This window comes from Cedecea sp. Ae19-4, assembly GCF_059801165.1.
This window is the reverse complement of the sequence record NZ_JBCHWG010000001.1, coordinates 1695305-1712530: the sequence shown is the minus strand read 5'-3', so window position 1 is coordinate 1712530 and position 17226 is coordinate 1695305. Positions and strand designations below refer to the sequence as shown.

The window sequence follows — 17226 nt, the reverse complement described above, 5'->3', positions numbered from 1 at the left end:
CAGGGTATCTTCGGCACATCCGAAGATACCCGAGTCATTATTAAACAAGAATTAAACGCATTTCTTCGTCTATTCCCATCCCCGTAAATAAGCCACATCCTGCTAATGGTTATTGTGTCGCAATTAAGAGACACAGCTAGTAAATAATTCGTGGTTGCGCAAACCTGGCGTTTCGATTATTTATTTCAGGTCAAAAGATTAAATCTTTTCTGCTGCTTATTGCGCAATTTTTCTGGCTTTTGAGCTAGAGTTTCTTTAGGATTAATCCCAACTGGCGATTAGTTATACCGATTGTTTAGAAACGTTACGATAAGTGGTGTCGATTGTATGAGGCTATCAATGTCATCAGGCAGTGAGGAATCGCAGCAGGATCCATCCCTGAAACGTAAGGCATGGATGGCGGTGTTTTTGGTGTCAGCCTTGTTCTGGCTGGTTGTGGCGCTGGTTGCCTGGCATTTTTGGGGGTAGCTATGTCTACTCGGGATAGGGGTCCTGCACCTAAAGTTGTGGCCCGCAACAGCGGCAAACCACGAAAAGACGTTAAGAAAGAGGGAAGCACGCCACCTGAAGGCTGGACGCTGACGAAACAGCAGCAGGCCTTTATTGATTTGTTTTCTGAAGACGATAGCAAAAAACAATAAAATCGTTATTGAATTGTTTATTTTTTCTGCGGAATTAAACGTGCTTTTTATTTGCCGCAGGGCAACCTGTTATTCACTAATAATTACACACAGCAATACATTCTGGTGATTGCTTAATTAAGCAGTCTTGTTGCATATAGTCACATTAAGTTAACTCTATGAATAATCACAATGCCGTGAAATATTGGTCATGGATCGGTGCTTTCACGCTGTCTGCCTTGTTTTGGGTAGAAGTGCTGCGTGTCTTCGCGAATTAATCTTCGTTGAGTGGCTGAGCGCCGCTGTCTTACTGCTTCGAATAATCCTCCCGATTCGCCTCTCGCCCCGACATTCCGTTGGGGCGTTTGTTTATTCACGGTTTATTCCCTTCGCCTCATTTATCAATTTGGGTTGTTATCAAATCGTTACGGCAGGTTTGTGTTATCTTTAATAGTGACCCTGCGAATAATCAGGGCACTCGCTATCCCTGTCATAAAGGAGGAGCTATGTCGTTAACCCTACGCGAAGCCAGTAAGGACACTCTACGGGCGCTAAATAAAACCTGGCATTACTACAGCTTGCCGCTGGCCGCAAAAGAGCTGGGGGATATCAGCCGGTTACCTAAGTCGCTAAAAGTTTTACTGGAGAACCTGCTGCGCTGGCAGGATGAAGACTCCGTCACCCGCGAAGATATTCATGCCCTGGCCGGCTGGCTGAAACAGGCCCACGCCGACCGCGAAATTGCCTATCGTCCTGCCAGGGTACTGATGCAGGACTTCACTGGCGTACCGGCGGTGGTCGATCTTGCCGCAATGCGTGAGGCCGTTAAGCGCCTCGGCGGTGATGTGGCGAAAGTTAACCCGCTTTCCCCGGTCGATTTGGTGATTGACCACTCGGTGACCGTCGACCATTTCGGTGACAACGATGCCTTCGAGGAAAACGTTCGTCTTGAAATGGAGCGCAACCACGAGCGCTATGTTTTTCTACGCTGGGGCCAACAGGCCTTTAGCCGTTTCAGCGTTGTGCCGCCCGGTACCGGCATTTGCCACCAGGTGAACCTTGAGTACCTGGGCAAAGCCGTCTGGAGTGAAGAACAGAACGGCGAACTTGTCGCTTACCCTGACACGCTGGTTGGCACCGACTCGCATACCACGATGATTAATGGCCTTGGCGTGCTGGGCTGGGGAGTGGGCGGTATCGAAGCTGAAGCGGCGATGCTGGGCCAGCCGGTATCTATGCTGATCCCCGATGTGGTCGGCTTTAAGCTTGAGGGCAAACTGCGGGAAGGGATCACCGCGACGGACCTTGTGCTGACCGTCACCCAGATGCTGCGTAAACACGGCGTAGTGGGCAAATTTGTTGAGTTTTACGGCGACGGGCTTGATTCGTTGCCGCTCGCCGACCGGGCAACGATCGCCAACATGTCTCCAGAATACGGTGCGACCTGCGGTTTCTTCCCGATCGACGGCGTAACGCTGGAATATATGCGCCTCAGCGGGCGTAGCGAAGAGCAGGTGGCTCTGGTTGAAGCTTACGCTAAGGCGCAGGGCATGTGGCGCAATACGGGAGATGAACCCGTGTTTACCAGCACGCTCTCTCTAAACATGCATGACGTTGAGGCAAGCCTGGCCGGGCCAAAACGCCCGCAGGATCGTGTCCCGCTCGGCGGAGTGCCAAAAGCGTTTGCCGCCAGCAACGAGCTTGAAGTCAACGCTTCCCACAAAGATCGTCATCCGGTCAGCTACACGCTGGCGGGCGAAGAGCATCAATTGCCGGATGGCGCCGTGGTGATTGCCGCTATCACCTCCTGTACCAACACGTCAAACCCCAGCGTGCTTATGGCTGCAGGGTTGCTGGCTAAAAAAGCCGTCAGTCTGGGGCTGAAGCCGCAGCCCTGGGTGAAGGCCTCGCTTGCGCCGGGATCTAAGGTGGTCTCGGATTATCTGGCGAAAGCCAAATTAACCCCATACCTTGATGAGCTGGGCTTTAACCTGGTGGGTTACGGCTGTACTACCTGCATAGGCAACTCTGGTCCGCTGCCCGATCCTATCGAGCAGGCGATTAAAAAAGGCGATCTTACCGTGGGCGCGGTGCTTTCCGGCAACCGCAACTTCGAAGGCCGTATTCACCCGCTGGTGAAAACGAACTGGCTGGCCTCACCGCCGCTTGTCGTCGCCTACGCGCTGGCTGGAAACATGAACATCGACCTGACTAAAGAGCCATTAGGGCAGGACAAAAATGGCGCTGACGTCTACCTGAAAGACATCTGGCCGGGCAGCCAGGAAATTGCTGCGGCTGTCGCGCAGGTGACTACCGAGATGTTCCACAAAGAATATGCTGAAGTGTTTGAAGGTACCGAAGAGTGGCGCAGCATTGAGGTGGCGCGGTCGGCCACCTACGGCTGGCAGGACGACTCAACCTATATCCGACTGTCGCCGTTCTTTGACGAGATGGGCGCCGAGCCAAAACCAGTGGAAGATATTCACGGGGCTAACGTGCTGGCGATGCTGGGGGATTCAGTCACTACCGACCATATTTCCCCGGCGGGGAGCATTAAACCTGACAGCCCGGCGGGGCGCTACCTGCAGGGGCATGGCGTAGAGCGCAGAGACTTTAACTCCTACGGTTCGCGTCGTGGTAACCATGAAGTCATGATGCGCGGGACGTTTGCCAACATTCGTATTCGCAACGAGATGGTGCCAGGCGTTGAAGGCGGCATGACGCGGTTACTGCCGGGTGAAGAAGTTCTGTCTATTTATGACGCTGCAATGCGTTACAAAGAGCGGGGCATTCCGCTGGCGGTGATCGCCGGGAAAGAGTATGGCTCCGGTTCAAGCCGCGACTGGGCGGCCAAAGGCCCTCGCTTGCTGGGCGTCCGGGTGGTCATTGCCGAATCGTTCGAACGTATTCACCGCTCGAACCTTATCGGCATGGGCATTTTACCGCTGGAGTTCCCTCAGGGCGTCACGCGAAAAACGCTGGGGCTGACGGGGGAGGAAAAGCTGGATATTAGCGGGTTAAACCAACTGAAACCTGGCGCCAGCGTGCCGGTTACGCTGACCTTTGCCGACGGGCGCCAACAGGTCATTGAATGCCGCTGCCGCATTGATACCGGCAATGAGCTGACCTATTTCCGTCACGACGGCATCCTGCATTATGTGATCAGGAATATGCTGAAGTAAGAAACGACAAAGCCCCTGAAAAGGGGCTTTTTTACGAGATGAGCGTCTTTACTCAGACAGCAGATGGCCCATTTTGGCTGCTTTGGTGTCGAGATAATGCGCATTTTTCGGGTTACGGCCGACGATGAGCGGTACGCGCTCAACAATGTTGATCCCGGCTTCAGTCAAAATTTCGACTTTTTTCGGGTTGTTGGTGAGTAAACGCACGGCATCCACGCCCAGCAGCTTGAACATGTCGGCGCACAGCGTAAAGTCACGTTCGTCGGCGGCAAAGCCGAGCTGGTGATTAGCCTCTACCGTGTCGTAGCCTTTATCCTGCAGCGCATAGGCTCGGATTTTATTCAGCAGCCCGATATTACGGCCTTCCTGGCGATGGTAAAGCAGCACGCCACGGCCTTGTTCAGCTATGTGGGTTAACGCGGCTTCAAGCTGGAAGCCGCAGTCACAGCGCAGGCTGAACAGCGCATCACCGGTCAGACATTCGGAGTGGACGCGCGCGAGCACGGGCTCTTCACCGCTAATATCCCCGAAAACCAGGGCAACATGATCCTGCCCCGTTGCCACTTCTTCAAAACCCACCATCAGGAAATCGCCCCAGGGGGTTGGCAGTTTGGCTTCTGCCACACGTTTAAGCTGCATGTGATTCTCCAGGTACTTATTTTGACACCGTGGTGTCTGCCAGAAGTCTGGCCTGTACGTTAATGTCAGATATTTTGCCATAACGCGCGGTCGTTCGCTTCATTGACAGATTAAAAAGCCATTTTTGCCAATGACGGCATCGCGGTTTAACCTTCCTGGGCATTTTTCGGTTATTCTTTAAAGGCTTTCATTATCATGAGGTTTTCATGCAGGCAATAGCAAAACGCATCACCGCAGGCACAACGCTTCTGTTAATCATGCCGTTAATCGTCTGGTTCAGCGGCTGGGAATGGGCCCCTGGGGGCGATGAAAGCGTGTTAAAAATGCTTTATTGGGTCACTGAGACCGTGACGCAGCCCTGGGGAGTCATTACGCATGTTGTGCTTTGTGCCTGGTTTCTGTGGTGCCTGCGTTATCGCCTTAAGCCTGCGCTGATGTTATTTGCTATCCTCGCTGCCGCTATCCTTATAGGTCAGGGCATTAAGTCCGTTATCAAGAACAAAGTGCAGGAACCCCGGCCATTCGTCGTCTGGCTTGAAAAAACTCACCATATCACTACCGACCAGTTCTACACTTTAAAGCGTACTCAGCGTGCGGAACTGGTGAAAGCGCAGCTGGAAGGGCAGGATGAAATTCCCGGGTGGTTACGTAAACACTGGCAGTTCGAAACCGGCTTCGCTTTTCCTTCTGGTCACACGATGTTTGCTGCCAGTTGGGCGCTGTTGGGCGTAGGATTACTTTGGCCGCGCAGGCGGACGTTTACGCTGGTGGTATTGTTGTTATGGGCAACGGGCGTAATGGGAAGCCGACTGTGGCTGGGCATGCATTGGCCACGTGACCTGGTTGTCGCCACGATTATCTCTGGTTTGTTAGTTATTCTGGCGACCTGGCTGGCGCAGCGCTGGTGTGGGCCGCTGACTCCGCCTGCAGAAGAAGACCAGGAAATAGCCGAACGGCATGAAAAAAGTTGAGAATAGTGTTTTAACCCCCATTTCTTATGCATTCGGGGAGGTTAATGGATTCCCCGGTTTCGCCTGAAATGGTAGTTTATACCTCCGGGACTCATTTTTGGCATAGCTAAGCCAGCTGTGACCACATAACGGGATGTCATGTGAAATATTTACTCATTTTCTTACTGGTACTTGCCATCTTTGTGGTGTCTATCACTTTAGGGGCGCAAAACGATCAGGTTGTGAACTTTAATTACCTGTTAGCGCAAGGTGAGTACCGGGTGTCTACTTTGCTGGCGACGCTGTTTGCGGCAGGGTTTATTCTTGGATGGCTGATTTGCGGTCTGTTCTGGCTGCGCGTCCGTGTGTCCCTGGCCCGTGCTGAGCGAAAAATTAAACGTCTTGAGCAACAGGTTACCCCTACTACTGATGTTTCGGCGCCCGTTGTGCCGGCCGTGAAGGAATAATCTTTTATGTTGGAACTGCTGTTTCTGCTGTTACCCATTGCAGCCGCTTATGGCTGGTATATGGGGCGCAGAAGTGCGCTGCAAGACAAACAGCAGGAGGCCAGTCGCCTTTCTCGCGACTATGTCGCCGGGGTGAACTTCCTGTTGGCTAACCAGCAGGACAAAGCGGTTGATCTGTTCCTCGACATGCTTAAAGAGGACACCGGCACCGTTGAAGCTCACCTTACGTTAGGGAATCTCTTCCGCCAGCGTGGCGAGGTTGATCGGGCTATCCGTATCCACCAGTCGCTGATGGAAAGCGCGTCGTTGAACTACGACCAGCGTCTGCTTGCCGTGCAGCAACTCGGCAAAGACTACATGGCCGCCGGGCTTTATGACCGCGCCGAAGATATGTTCAGCCAGCTTATCGACGAAACCGACTTCCGCATCAGCGCGCTGCAGCAGCTGCTGCAAATTCACCAGGCAACAAGCGACTGGCAGAAAGCCATCGACGTGGCCGAACGGCTGGTTAAGCTCGGCAAAGACAAACAGCGTGTGGAAATCGCGCACTTCTACTGTGAACTTGCGCTGCAAAACATTGGCAATGACGACACGGACAAGGCCATGTCCCTGCTTAAAAAAGGGGCGGCTGCAGATAAAAATTGCGCCCGGGTCTCCATCATGATGGGGCGTATTTTCATGGAAAAAGGCGAATATGCCAAAGCGGTAGATTCGTTAAAACGCGTAATTGAGCAAGATAGCGAACTGGTCAGCGAAACGCTGGAGATGCTGCAGGTGTGCTATCAACAGCTAGGCAAACCTGACGAGTGGGAAACTTTCCTCAAGCGTTGCGTGGAAGAAAACAGCGGGGCAGTGGCAGAGCTTATGCTGGCGAGCATTCTCGAGCAGCGCGAAGGCGCTGAAACGGCTCAGATGTATATCAACCGTCAACTGCAACGGCATCCAACAATGCGGGTATTCCATCGTCTGATGGATTACCACCTGCATGAGGCGGAGGAAGGGCGAGCGAAAGAAAGCTTGATGGTACTGAGGGATATGGTGGGCGAGCAAATTCGCACCAAGCCCCGCTATCGCTGTCAAAAATGCGGCTTTACTGCCTACACCATGTACTGGCATTGCCCGTCCTGCCGCGCCTGGTCAACGGTGAAACCAATTCGCGGGCTGGATGGGCAATAGCCCGCGTTTTTTAAAAAATCATACTTTAGTTACAACATACTAATAAATGCTTCATCGCCCCCAGCTTCAGCATCGTGCAACTTTCGCTTAGCAGGGGGCAATCGCGGCTGTAAATTTACCTGGCTGACGAGTAGAATGCTGCCGTTTAACTTTTTTGCGCCGCGCTGGTGCCCAACAGTCAGAAGGTTTTGCCATGAATTCAACTGCGTCATCCTCCTCCCGTGTTGCCACTGAATCGCCGATAGTCGTTGCTCTTGATTATGATAATCGCGATAGCGCCCTGGCCTTTGTCGACCGTATCGACCCGCGCGACTGCCGTCTGAAAGTTGGGAAGGAGATGTTTACCCTGTTTGGTCCACAGCTGGTGGGCGACCTGCAACAGCGCGGGTTTGATGTCTTCCTCGATCTGAAATTCCACGATATCCCGAACACCACCGCGCGGGCCGTCGCGGCTGCTGCAGAAATGGGCGTGTGGATGGTCAACGTTCATGCTACGGGTGGAGCCCGAATGATGCGCGCCGCAAAAGAAGCACTTGACCCATTTGGGAAAGATGCGCCGTTGCTGATCGCCGTTACCGTTTTGACCAGCATGGAAGCCAGCGACCTGGCCGATCTGGGCATTACCGCCAGCCCGGCAGACTATGCCGAGCGTCTGGCGACGCTGACCAAAGAGTGTGGCCTGGACGGCGTAGTGTGCTCTGCGCAAGAGGCGGTACGTTTTAAGGCGGCGTTAGGCCGAGAATTCAAGCTTATTACCCCAGGCATTCGCCCGATGGGCAGTGATGCCGGCGATCAGCGCCGCATCATGACACCGCAGCAGGCTCTGCAAGCCGGAGTAGACTTTATGGTCATTGGGCGTCCGATCACCCAATCTGCTGACCCGGCGCAGACTTTGCGCGATATTCGCGCCTCGCTGGTGCAGGGGGCTTGATGAAAGACAATAACAGCCGGCTGGTTTACTCCACGGAAACCGGGCGTATAGACGAACCTAAAGTTGAAGTTCAGCGCCCAAAAGGCGACGGCATTGTGCGCATTCAAAAGCAGACCAGCGGCCGCAAAGGGAAGGGCGTATGCCTGATTTCTGGTATTGATGCCGACGATGCGACGCTGGCAGCCATTGCTGCGGAGCTGAAAAAGAAATGTGGCTGCGGTGGTGCGGTCAAAGACGGCGTGATTGAAATCCAGGGCGATAAGCGCGATTTGATAAAATCATTGCTTGAAGCGAAAGGCATGAAAGTGAAACTCGCGGGCGGGTAATTCGGAATAATATTAATTATTGGGCCACGGCAAATACCGTGGCCTTTTATTTTTACTGCTGTTAGTCAGACCTGAAAATTAACACGTAATGAATTCGTCAAAGCGAGTTAGCTTTTGCTGGCGTCCTGCCTTATTTACCCACCTGGTGACCGATAATACCGCCTACTGCCGCACCGCCAAGCGTACCCAGCGTGCTGCCGTCGGTCAGTACTGCGCCACCCAGCGCACCGGCACCTGCGCCGATTGCCGTGTTGCGGTCACGCTTAGACCAGTTAGAACATGCACTCAGGGACATTGCGAGGGTAATAGCCAGCATTGCAGCGGCCACTTTTTTGTTATTTAAGGTCATCATACTTTCTCCAGAATAATTGATTCACGGAAGCCAGTCTCAGGTAAGTATAGTAAGAATTCACCACTTTACCGGGCGGTTCGTGAAACGATGTCGCGATATAAGCTTAAAAAAGGGCAGGTGCGTTTATTACTCCCTGTTATATCGCTAAATTCTATTCTATTTTTTCCGTATGATTAACACAGGTAAAAACTCTTAATTCCAGCGTGGGAATATTCTGAGAGAGAAGAAGCCCACGCGCGGCGCGGGCAGCAGAGTCTTAGACGGCGGCGTAGGGGTCAACAATATCCACCTGCAGGTGGACTGCTTTCAGTTGCTCCAGCGTCTCCTGGCTAATTGCGGCGTCGGTGATAACGCGGTTGAAGCGTGAAATCGGGCCCAAAGTATACGGATGCACGTTGCCAAACTTGCTGCTGTCCGTCAGCACAATGGCCTCGCTACCTTTCTCCAGCACAGAATTCACCACGTCGGTACGCAGCATATCGCGTCCGGTAAAACCGGTTTCCGGCAAGAAACCGTCGATGCCGATAAAAGCCTTACTGAAATGCAGCTGCTGGATAAACTGGCGGGTAAGCGGCCCGACCATGCTTTCGCTTTTCTTCTGATAGATCCCGCCGACCAGAATGACTTCACAATCGGTGTCTTTCAGCAAATGGGCGATGTAGCTGCTGACGGTGATCAGCGTGACCTTTTTTTGCTCCGCCAGAGTACGGGCGAGAAGCGCGTTGCTGCTGCCGTTTTCGATAAACACGGTTTCACCATCACTCACCAGCGAGGCGGCATACTGCGCAAGCTGCAGCTTGAGGGTGTAGTTGTTCATCATGCGAGTTTCAACATCATCGCTATCCAGCGGGACGGCAAAGCCATGCGTGCGACGAAGGTAATTATTTTTTTCCAGCAGGTTTAAATCCTGGCGGATGGTGACTTCTGAAACGCCGGTTGTTTTCGCCAGAGAGGCGACGCTAACCCGGCCTTGATCGATAACCATCTGCAGGATAATTTGTTGTCTTGAGTTCATGTCAGCCAGTAGTCAGGCGGGGGGATTAACCCCGCCTTCTCGTCAAAGAGTATGTTCCGTGCGGGCTATAATATCATCCTGCGCGTCAGGAGATAAGGCCGTAAAGAAGGCCGAGTATCCTGCAACCCTTACCACCAAATCTCGATATTTATCAGGATTTTGTTTGGCATCAAGCAGTGTTTCGCGGGAGACAATGTTGTACTGAACGTGCCAGCCCTTGTGTGATTCGAAGAAGGTGCGCAGCATAAACATTAATTTTTCACGATCGCGTGGATTATCTAACGTTGAAGGATTCAGTTTTTGGTTCAATAAAACACCGCCGAGGATTTTATTGGTCGGCAGTTTGCCCACGGAACTGATGACCGCCGTAGGGCCAAGATGATCGGTCCCGGACGCGGGGCTGGCGCCTTCTGCCAAAGGTGTATGTGCTCTCCGGCCATCCGGTGTGGCCATCGTGGCTGAGCCAAACGGCACGTTTGCTGAAATAGAAGAGGTTCCCGCGTAGTATGTTCCGCCAACAGGGCCGCGGCCAAAGCGCGTGTTGTGATAGCGCTTAAGTTCATCAATGTAGGTTTGATAGGCGCGGGCGAGCAGCATATCGACTTCGTCATCGTCGTTGCCGTATTTTGGCGCGCCGTTGATTAGTCGCTGGCGAAGCTGCTCGCCGCTCAGCCCGACAAAATCGTTGGCCAGGGCATCCGCCAGCTGTTGCTGCCCGATGATGCCCTGTTCAAAGACCAGTTTTTTTACGGCTGAAAGGCTATTCCCAAGATTGGCAATCCCGACCTGAAGTCCTGAAACCCAGTCGTATTTGGCGCCACCTTGCTTGATACTTTTGCCTCGTTCAATGCAATCATCCACCAGCGCCGAACAAAGAATATCGTGCGCGTTTTCTTCCAACACGGTATCTACCACGCATTCGATCTCGATCGATTTCTGCGTGTAATAACGAATTTGCTGGTCCCAGGCGTCGAGGACTTCGTCAAACGAAGTGAAATTGCCTTCAGACAGCGCCTTTTGCTGTGGGAGGAAAATGCTTCCGCTGGTGGCATCCCGGCCATGTTCAAGGCTTGCCAGCATCACGCGGGCAAAGTTGATGAAGCTCATGCCGGTGCAACGGTAGCCCCATTTTCCGCCGACGGCGGTTTCAATGCAGCCGATAGCCGCATAGTCATAAGCATCTTCCCGGCTGACGCCAAGCTTGATGAATGCCTCGATAACAATTTCATCATTGTTAAACGCCGGCATGCCGAATCCGCAGCGAATCACCTGCACACAGGCATCAAGGAAGTCGCTGCTCATCCCGGCGTGATAGCGAACGCTGAGGTTAGGCTGCGTTGAGCGCAGGCGGCCGCAGGACTCAAGAATGGCGTAGGAGAGCGGGTTAACGGCATCCACCGCGACGCCGTGCACCAGCGTTTGTCCTCCGATGGTGACGTTTTGGTAAAGCGGGCTGCCGGCGGAGGCTTTTGAATGCGAGCCGGAGCGAATTTTATTCACCTCAAGCAGCTTCAGCCAGCAGCTTTGCAGCAGTTCAATGGCCTGTTCCCGGCTGGTGGTTTGCTGTAATTCTACATCCCGGCGGTACCACGGATAAAGGTACTGATCGAGCCGACCAAAGGAGACGGAGTGCCCGTTGGATTCAATTTGCAGTACAAGCTGTACGAAATAGCTGAGCTGTAAAGCCTGCCAGAAAGTGACCGGCGGATTGCTGGCGATATGTTCGCAGTTTTCAGCGATCGCCAACAGTTCATCCCGGCGTGCCTCTCGTTTTTCGTCGGAGGCCATTTTCTTCGCCAATTCTGCGTAGCGTAATATATGGTCGCTCAGGGCAACAAAAGTCATATCAATGGCTTTCAGGAACTGCTCTTTGTGCAGGTCGTCCCAGTCGGTAAGTTGCAAACGCCCGCGTCGCTCGGCGACTTTGTCACGCAACCCACTAATACCCAGCTCAAGCAGCAGCGGGAAATTCACAGCCAGGTGAGCGTCGCCGGAAGTCATATTGCCTTCGGCTTTTATGATCCCGGTCGCAAGCAGTGCCTTTTGCTCGTCGGTAAACATGCCATAACAGCGATCCTGCACCGTTTGTCCGCGCCACCAGGGGCAAACTTCATGCATGACCGCTTTATCCGCGTCGGAAATTGAAAAGCCGGCACCCGGACGGTCGCCAAGCTCGTCGATTTCGCTCTCAATCCAACCCACGGTGTATTCCGGGAAGAACGGCGCCCCGCGCACATGGCTTGCCTGGTTGCCGACGATCAGCTCGTCATGTTTGATCCAGATGGTTCGCTCCGCCAGATGATGGGCCAGCGCCATCGCGCGGCGAACCGGCAGCGGTTTATCCTGATGCCGCTGGTAAACAGCAGTGTAGTGGCAGGCACGCTCGGTGCAGACCGGCGGCTTCACGATATGTATCAGCGCTTCTTTGTGCGCCTTTATACGTGGGCTGAGAAAATTCAGGTTCAGTTCGGTCATGATGATTATCCTCTAATCCAGGCTGTCATGCCTTTTTGGCTGGCGTACTGTTCGGCGAAGTGAAGAAGGTCTGGTGCATCAAGCGGCCTGCTGGCGGCCAGGTAGGGCTGCTCCAACAGGGTATATTTGTTTATCCCTAAGGTGTGATAAGGCAGAAAATGGATAGATTTCGCGCCAATTTCGTCGGCGGCGAAATCGCTGATGGCGCGGATGGAACGTTCATCGGCGTTAAAATCGGGAATCAACGGCACGCGGATGGTCATCTCTACGCCGCGGGCGGTCAGCTTGCGAAAGTTATCCATCACGCGTTCGGCGTTGCCGTCGGTCCACTGCTGAAAGCGCGCTTTGTCTACGTGCTTAAGATCTGCCAACAGCAAATCCAAAAAAGGTAATGAAGGCGCAATGTATTTCCAGGGCACGTGCAGGCAGGATTCCACGGCAGTATGCAGGTCGGCCTCTTTACTGCGCTGTAGCAGTTCCCGCGCCAGCTCCGGCTGCATAAAAGGCTCCCCGCCGGAAAGCGTAATCCCCCCTCCGCTGCGAGCATAAAAAGGTTTATCGCGCAGCACTGTGGCCATAATAGAATCCGCCGTTTTTACTTCACCGCAGACGGTCAACGCCTGGGTAGGGCAACACTCTCTCAGCGCATTGATAGCATTGGGGTTGAGTTTGCCACGGGCAATAACCAATTCGCTGTCTACACGGGAAATCACGTCCGGTACGGCCTGCTGGCAAAGTTCGCAGCCGGCGATGCACAAACGGCGGTCCAGCAGAACGTCGCATTCACGACTACGGCTTTCGGGATTCTGGCACCAGCGGCAGCCCAGCGAGCATCCTTTCAGGAAGACCACCGTGCGGATCCCTGGGCCATCGTGCGTGGAGTAGCGCTGAATATTGAACAGCATGGCATTCTCTCTCATTGTTTCTTTCGTAAATTAAATTACTTTCGAATGAAAGTTATATTGATATTGATCAGCTAAGCAATCGACAGTCGGGTTATGATGCGGTCAATGAGAGATGACTCTAATTCTGGAGAGCGTAATGGAACTGTATTTAGATACCGCAGATGTTGCCGCCGTTAAGCGTCTTGCCCGTGTTCTGCCGCTGCAGGGCGTAACCACCAACCCTTCCATCGTTGCCAAAGCGGGAATATCCCTGTGGGAAGTGCTGCCTGCACTGCATGACGCGCTGGGGGGCGAAGGTCAGCTGTTTGCTCAGGTGATTGCGAACCAGGCTGATGAAATGGTGAAAGAGGCACAGCTGCTAACCACGCGGGTACCGGGGCTGGTTGTTAAGGTTCCCACTACGCCGGAAGGCCTGGCGGCACTTAAACAGCTTAAAGTCCTCGGGATCCCAACGCTGGGTACGGCAGTTTATGGCGCGACGCAGGGGCTACTGGCCGCGCTGGCGGGCGCTGAATACGTTGCGCCTTATGTGAACCGACTGGATGCTCAGGGCGGGGACGGGATTCAGATGGTACAGGATCTCCAGCAGCTTCTGACGCTGCATGCCCCTGACGCGAAAGTGCTGGCGGCCAGCTTCCGCACGCCGCACCAGGCGATGTCATGCCTTCTGGCCGGCTGCGAAGCGATCACGCTGCCGATTGATGTGGTTGAACAGATGCTGGTCACGCCTGCGGTGACGGCGGCGATAGACGGGTTTGAAAAAGACTGGCAGGGGGCTTTCGGCTCGTTAACGCTCTAATCATTTATGGCCACCGTTCGCGGTGGCCTATATTTCCCAAAGAATTAAATTTCCCAGGGCGATTTTTTTTGCTCGCCGTCCTGCTTGTTTTCATCGTTATTTATGCTCAGCAATTCCGCTTTAAGGATCTCAAGGTTGTTTATCGCGGAGGCATAATCTTTGGCAACCAGAATATCCAGCACGGTATCAATACGTTTGGCAAGCTGCTGCGGATCCAGTGTTGGCATTGTTAATCCTGTCTGTGTTAGGGAATGAATCATGCGCCCATAATGCAAAAAATAGCCGATAAAGAGAAGGGCACTCGGCGAATTCTTAGCCTTATTCTTCAATAAATTATCGCACAACATATAAGCATTAATTATTAATCCTTACGCTGCATTCATCAAACTACAGCCGTGGATTAGTCTGATCCTGCGATGACCGCACATTCATTTAATGAGGATCTGGCTATGACAGTTATCAACCAACCAACCTGCAAACTCTTTACTGACACTGCACGTTTTACTCAACTGTCTGGATATTACGAAGAAGAACGCCGTACAGTCTGGATGATGCTTCGTGCCCGCCCGCGTCCCTGCTTCAATCACGGACTTATCGAGGAAATAATGAACCTGGGATATATCGTCCAGAAGGCCGGATTTAAAGTCGATTTCTGGGTTACCGGCTCGCTGGTCCCCGGAATGTACAATACCGGCGGAGATTTAGGCTTTTTTGTGGAAACTATTCGTAATGGGCGTCGGGAAGCACTCCGCGCTTATGCCCGCGCCTGCGTGGACTGCGTGCACGCTGCGTCTCGCGGTTTTGATACGGGGGCGATCAGCCTGGCGATGGTCGAGGGCAGTGCGCTTGGCGGCGGATTTGAGGCGGCGCTCGCGCACCATTTCCTGCTGGCACAGCGCGATGCCAGGCTGGGATTCCCGGAAATTGCCTTCAACCTGTTTCCCGGGATGGGGGCGTACTCTTTGGTTGCTCGCCGTTCGGGCATGAAACTTGCTGAAGAGTTGATCTATAAGGGCGAGTCCCACACGGCGGAATGGTACCAGCAGTATGGGCTGGTGGATCAGCTGTTTGAGCCGGGGCAGGGATACCTGGCCACGCGCACCTTCATCGATACCCTCCAGCCTAAACTTAACGGCGTGAAGGCCATGCTGCGCGCGCGACAGCGCGTGTTACAGCTGCCGCGCTCAGAGCTGATGGACATCACCGAAGACTGGGTGGATGCCGCATTCTGCCTGGAGGACAAGGACATTGCCTATATGGAACGGCTGGTCATGCTGCAAAATCGTCATACGTCGACGGCTCTGCGTAAAGCGGGCTAGCGCTTTGTTCTGGCCTGATAGCGCTTAAACCAACGCTCAAACACGGCAGCGGGCATTGGTTTGGCAAATAAGAACCCCTGCCGTTCGTTGACGCCGTTCTTGGTAAGAAAGGCGTCTTCTTTTTGGTTTTCCACGCCCTCGGCGATCACCTGTAAATTCAGCGCCTGTGCCACTGCCACGATGGCTCTCACCAGCGACTGAGACACGGAATGTTTATGCACGTCGCGCACAAAAGACTGATCGAGCTTAATAGCGTCGATAGGGAAGCGCGCCAGCTGCGATAAGGACGAGTACCCCGTGCCGAAGTCGTCCAGATGCACCTGCGCTCCCAGTTGACTGAATTGCTTGATAACCGACAGCGCCAGCTCTTCGTTTTCGATAAGACAGCTCTCGGTCAGCTCAACGTCAATCGGGCAGTATTCAAAATTCAGATCCTTCAGCGCTTGCTTGAGATCGCTAAAAATAGTCTGATCGGCGAGCTGGCGGGCGGACACGTTGACCGCCACGCGGAGATTAATGCCTTTGTCCCGCCACTTCGCCACCTGCTGCACAACGCTAACCATCACCCAGCGCCCTAGCGGCACAATCAGGCCAGACTCCTCGGCATAGGAAATAAAGCCATGAGGAGGAATCAGACCCCGTTCGGGAGACTGCCAGCGCACCAGCGCTTCCAGGCTACGGACTTCGCCGCGCCAGGTCATCTTGGGCTGGTAATGGATCACCAGTTGATCGTTATCCAGCGCTTTACGCAGATTGGTATCCAGCCACAAATACTCAAATACCCGCTGGTTCATCTCGGGAGAGAACACGCAAAACTTCCCGCGGCCGCTCTCTTTGGCGGTGTACATGGCGGTGTCGGCGTTACGAATCAGATTCTCTCGTTCATCCCCGTGCTGCGGGGCGAGAGAGATACCCAGCGAACAGCCGCTATAGACCTCAATCAGGCCGATCCTGAAGGGCTGCTTCAGGCGGGTCAGAATGCGGGAAGACATCGCTTCCAGCGAGCCCTGAGAGGTGTTTGTTGCCAGCACAATAAATTCATCGCCTCCGAGGCGCGCCAGCACCTGGCCTTCTTCGAGGCAGCTTAAAATCGCCAGCGACACGGCCTGCAATAGCTGATCGCCAAACATGTGGCCGTAGGCATCGTTCACTTTTTTAAAGTTATCGAGATCCAGATAAACGATGCCGACCTGCGTGTCGCCCCGTTTGGCGATGGCCTCGGTGATCAGGTCGTAAATGGCGTTGCGGTTAGGCAGTCCGGTGATGGTATCGGTATTGGCCAGCACCCGCAGTCGCTCCTGTGCGCGGCGCTCTTCGGTAATGTCGGTGCCGGAACAAATCAGGTAGATTTCGTTTTTGCCGCTGCCGCTGTGGACAAACTTGTTGCGGAACAAAAACAGCCGCTGGCCTTTACGGGTTTTGACCCAACGTTCAACTTCATAGGAGCTGCCATTGCGAAAAAATCCGCTGATATTGCGCTTTGAGGCGGCGGCTTCGCTGCGGCTCATAAACAGCTTGAAGACATTCTGACCGATGACCTCATGCTCTTTCATCCCGGTGTATTCTTCACTTAACCGATTGAAGCGCTGGATATTTCCCTGTTTATCAAGAATGACAATGACTGAATTCGCTTCAGAGACAACCTGCTCGGCAAAAGAGAGGCCCTGGACCAGGTCGCGAGCCACCGAATGGGTGTCGTGCCAGGCCGAGGCGGTGCCCGCCCACTCGCGTTTAGACACTTTGCGGCCGACCATATGCACCGGGACTTCTATGCCGAACAGCGACAGCGTCATGGTCAGGCTGGAGGTAATCACCGTCATCTGACGAATTTCGTCGGCCTGTATCATGTCCAGCGCCACCACCTGGCCGGTGTCTGAATCTTCACTGGCCGCCAGCTGAAGGGCGTTGCTGTCCGCCGGTAGACGCCAGTAGGGGCTGGTCGTCCCCAGGTAACGATAAAGCAGGTTCTGCTCCAAATCGTCTTTCATTCGTGCTCCTGAGCCTCAGGGGAAAATATCACCTAAATCTATTATTTATAGTAGCAACAGACGGCCGATGTTAAAGCCCCGG

Annotated in this window: 18 protein-coding genes; 11 read left to right on the top strand and 7 right to left on the bottom strand. The window is 53.7% G+C overall.

Features of this window, described 5'->3' with window-relative positions; all coding sequences use genetic code 11:
• Window positions 1-327: 327 nt before the first annotated feature.
• From AAIE02_RS08120 to acnA, 4 genes are all read left to right on the top strand, one after another.
• On the top strand, window positions 328-468 hold the full coding sequence (locus AAIE02_RS08120; protein ID WP_498532337.1) for a YmiA family putative membrane protein: 141 nt from the start codon (window positions 328-330) through the stop codon (window positions 466-468).
• Between the two features lie 2 nt (window positions 469-470).
• Window positions 471-641 (top strand): YciX family protein, encoded by a 171-nt coding sequence (locus tag AAIE02_RS08115; RefSeq protein WP_157141453.1) that lies wholly within the window; start codon window positions 471-473, stop codon window positions 639-641.
• A gap of 158 nt (window positions 642-799) precedes the next feature.
• Window positions 800-898: a small membrane protein YmiC gene (gene ymiC / locus AAIE02_RS08110; protein WP_273969969.1), complete on the top strand. Its 99-nt coding sequence runs from the start codon at window positions 800-802 to the stop codon at window positions 896-898.
• 228 nt (window positions 899-1126) lie between these two features.
• Window positions 1127-3802: an aconitate hydratase AcnA gene (acnA, locus tag AAIE02_RS08105; protein ID WP_498532336.1), complete on the top strand. Its 2676-nt coding sequence runs from the start codon at window positions 1127-1129 to the stop codon at window positions 3800-3802.
• Between the two features lie 48 nt (window positions 3803-3850).
• Here the strand turns inward: acnA and ribA are convergent, their stop codons facing one another.
• Window positions 3851-4441 (bottom strand): GTP cyclohydrolase II, encoded by a 591-nt coding sequence (gene ribA / locus AAIE02_RS08100; RefSeq protein WP_008461322.1) that lies wholly within the window; start codon window positions 4439-4441, stop codon window positions 3851-3853.
• Window positions 4442-4647: 206 nt separating this feature from the next.
• On the opposite strand from ribA, the gene pgpB reads away from it, so the two are divergent.
• The 5 genes from pgpB to yciH all read left to right on the top strand — a co-directional run bounded on the left by pgpB (window position 4648) and on the right by yciH (window position 8291).
• The gene (gene pgpB / locus AAIE02_RS08095) at window positions 4648-5412 is read left to right on the top strand and encodes a phosphatidylglycerophosphatase B (RefSeq protein ID WP_008461323.1); all 765 of its coding nucleotides are present in this window, start codon (window positions 4648-4650) and stop codon (window positions 5410-5412) included.
• A gap of 140 nt (window positions 5413-5552) precedes the next feature.
• The gene (locus tag AAIE02_RS08090) at window positions 5553-5858 is read left to right on the top strand and encodes a LapA family protein (RefSeq protein ID WP_008461324.1); all 306 of its coding nucleotides are present in this window, start codon (window positions 5553-5555) and stop codon (window positions 5856-5858) included.
• 6 nt (window positions 5859-5864) lie between these two features.
• Window positions 5865-7034, top strand: coding sequence for a lipopolysaccharide assembly protein LapB (lapB, locus tag AAIE02_RS08085; protein ID WP_008461326.1), 1170 nt, complete (start codon window positions 5865-5867; stop codon window positions 7032-7034).
• Window positions 7035-7227: 193 nt separating this feature from the next.
• Window positions 7228-7965 (top strand): orotidine-5'-phosphate decarboxylase, encoded by a 738-nt coding sequence (pyrF, locus tag AAIE02_RS08080; RefSeq protein ID WP_498532335.1) that lies wholly within the window; start codon window positions 7228-7230, stop codon window positions 7963-7965.
• The gene (gene yciH, locus AAIE02_RS08075) at window positions 7965-8291 is read left to right on the top strand and encodes a stress response translation initiation inhibitor YciH (protein WP_166873417.1); all 327 of its coding nucleotides are present in this window, start codon (window positions 7965-7967) and stop codon (window positions 8289-8291) included. Before pyrF ends, yciH begins: the two co-directional genes overlap by 1 nt.
• A 130-nt stretch (window positions 8292-8421) precedes the next feature.
• On the opposite strand, the gene osmB is transcribed toward yciH, so the two are convergent.
• The 4 genes from osmB to AAIE02_RS08055 all read right to left on the bottom strand — a co-directional run bounded on the left by osmB (window position 8422) and on the right by AAIE02_RS08055 (window position 13038).
• Complete coding sequence (osmB, locus tag AAIE02_RS08070) at window positions 8422-8640, bottom strand: osmotically-inducible lipoprotein OsmB (protein WP_008461331.1); 219 nt, start codon at window positions 8638-8640, stop codon at window positions 8422-8424.
• 259 nt (window positions 8641-8899) lie between these two features.
• Window positions 8900-9658, bottom strand: coding sequence for a DNA-binding transcriptional regulator YciT (gene yciT / locus AAIE02_RS08065; RefSeq protein WP_166992097.1), 759 nt, complete (start codon window positions 9656-9658; stop codon window positions 8900-8902).
• 42 nt (window positions 9659-9700) lie between these two features.
• Complete coding sequence (locus AAIE02_RS08060) at window positions 9701-12133, bottom strand: formate C-acetyltransferase/glycerol dehydratase family glycyl radical enzyme (protein ID WP_498532334.1); 2433 nt, start codon at window positions 12131-12133, stop codon at window positions 9701-9703.
• Window positions 12134-12138: 5 nt separating this feature from the next.
• Window positions 12139-13038, bottom strand: coding sequence for a glycyl-radical enzyme activating protein (locus AAIE02_RS08055; RefSeq protein WP_498532333.1), 900 nt, complete (start codon window positions 13036-13038; stop codon window positions 12139-12141).
• 136 nt (window positions 13039-13174) lie between these two features.
• Between AAIE02_RS08055 and fsa the strand changes: the two genes are divergently transcribed.
• Complete coding sequence (gene fsa / locus AAIE02_RS08050) at window positions 13175-13837, top strand: fructose-6-phosphate aldolase (protein ID WP_498532332.1); 663 nt, start codon at window positions 13175-13177, stop codon at window positions 13835-13837.
• Between the two features lie 44 nt (window positions 13838-13881).
• Here the strand turns inward: fsa and yciZ are convergent, their stop codons facing one another.
• Window positions 13882-14064, bottom strand: a complete 183-nt coding sequence (yciZ, locus tag AAIE02_RS08045) for a protein YciZ/DeoL (protein WP_008461338.1) — start codon at window positions 14062-14064, stop codon at window positions 13882-13884.
• A 222-nt stretch (window positions 14065-14286) separates the two neighbouring features.
• Here yciZ and AAIE02_RS08040 point away from each other — a divergent pair, with 222 nt between their 5' ends.
• Window positions 14287-15156 carry a crotonase/enoyl-CoA hydratase family protein gene (locus AAIE02_RS08040; protein ID WP_008461339.1) on the top strand — a complete coding sequence of 290 codons (870 nt, stop codon included), beginning with the start codon at window positions 14287-14289 and terminating at the stop codon, window positions 15154-15156.
• On the opposite strand, the gene pdeR is transcribed toward AAIE02_RS08040, so the two are convergent.
• Window positions 15153-17144, bottom strand: coding sequence for a cyclic di-GMP phosphodiesterase (gene pdeR / locus AAIE02_RS08035; protein WP_166873431.1), 1992 nt, complete (start codon window positions 17142-17144; stop codon window positions 15153-15155). The genes AAIE02_RS08040 and pdeR overlap by 4 nt on opposite strands.
• Window positions 17145-17226: the final 82 nt, after the last annotated feature.

Coding starts and splice junctions, on each gene's coding strand:
- AAIE02_RS08120 (WP_498532337.1), top strand. CDS start 328: ATGAGGCTATCAATGTCATCAGGCAGTGAGGAATCGCAGCAGGATCCA.
- AAIE02_RS08115 (WP_157141453.1), top strand. CDS start 471: ATGTCTACTCGGGATAGGGGTCCTGCACCTAAAGTTGTGGCCCGCAAC.
- ymiC (WP_273969969.1), top strand. CDS start 800: ATGAATAATCACAATGCCGTGAAATATTGGTCATGGATCGGTGCTTTC.
- acnA (WP_498532336.1), top strand. CDS start 1,127: ATGTCGTTAACCCTACGCGAAGCCAGTAAGGACACTCTACGGGCGCTA.
- ribA (WP_008461322.1), bottom strand. CDS start 4,441: ATGCAGCTTAAACGTGTGGCAGAAGCCAAACTGCCAACCCCCTGGGGC.
- pgpB (WP_008461323.1), top strand. CDS start 4,648: ATGCAGGCAATAGCAAAACGCATCACCGCAGGCACAACGCTTCTGTTA.
- lapB (WP_008461326.1), top strand. CDS start 5,865: ATGTTGGAACTGCTGTTTCTGCTGTTACCCATTGCAGCCGCTTATGGC.
- pyrF (WP_498532335.1), top strand. CDS start 7,228: ATGAATTCAACTGCGTCATCCTCCTCCCGTGTTGCCACTGAATCGCCG.
- yciH (WP_166873417.1), top strand. CDS start 7,965: ATGAAAGACAATAACAGCCGGCTGGTTTACTCCACGGAAACCGGGCGT.
- osmB (WP_008461331.1), bottom strand. CDS start 8,640: ATGACCTTAAATAACAAAAAAGTGGCCGCTGCAATGCTGGCTATTACC.
- yciT (WP_166992097.1), bottom strand. CDS start 9,658: ATGAACTCAAGACAACAAATTATCCTGCAGATGGTTATCGATCAAGGC.
- AAIE02_RS08060 (WP_498532334.1), bottom strand. CDS start 12,133: ATGACCGAACTGAACCTGAATTTTCTCAGCCCACGTATAAAGGCGCAC.
- AAIE02_RS08055 (WP_498532333.1), bottom strand. CDS start 13,038: ATGCTGTTCAATATTCAGCGCTACTCCACGCACGATGGCCCAGGGATC.
- fsa (WP_498532332.1), top strand. CDS start 13,175: ATGGAACTGTATTTAGATACCGCAGATGTTGCCGCCGTTAAGCGTCTT.
- yciZ (WP_008461338.1), bottom strand. CDS start 14,064: ATGCCAACACTGGATCCGCAGCAGCTTGCCAAACGTATTGATACCGTG.
- AAIE02_RS08040 (WP_008461339.1), top strand. CDS start 14,287: ATGACAGTTATCAACCAACCAACCTGCAAACTCTTTACTGACACTGCA.
- pdeR (WP_166873431.1), bottom strand. CDS start 17,144: ATGAAAGACGATTTGGAGCAGAACCTGCTTTATCGTTACCTGGGGACG.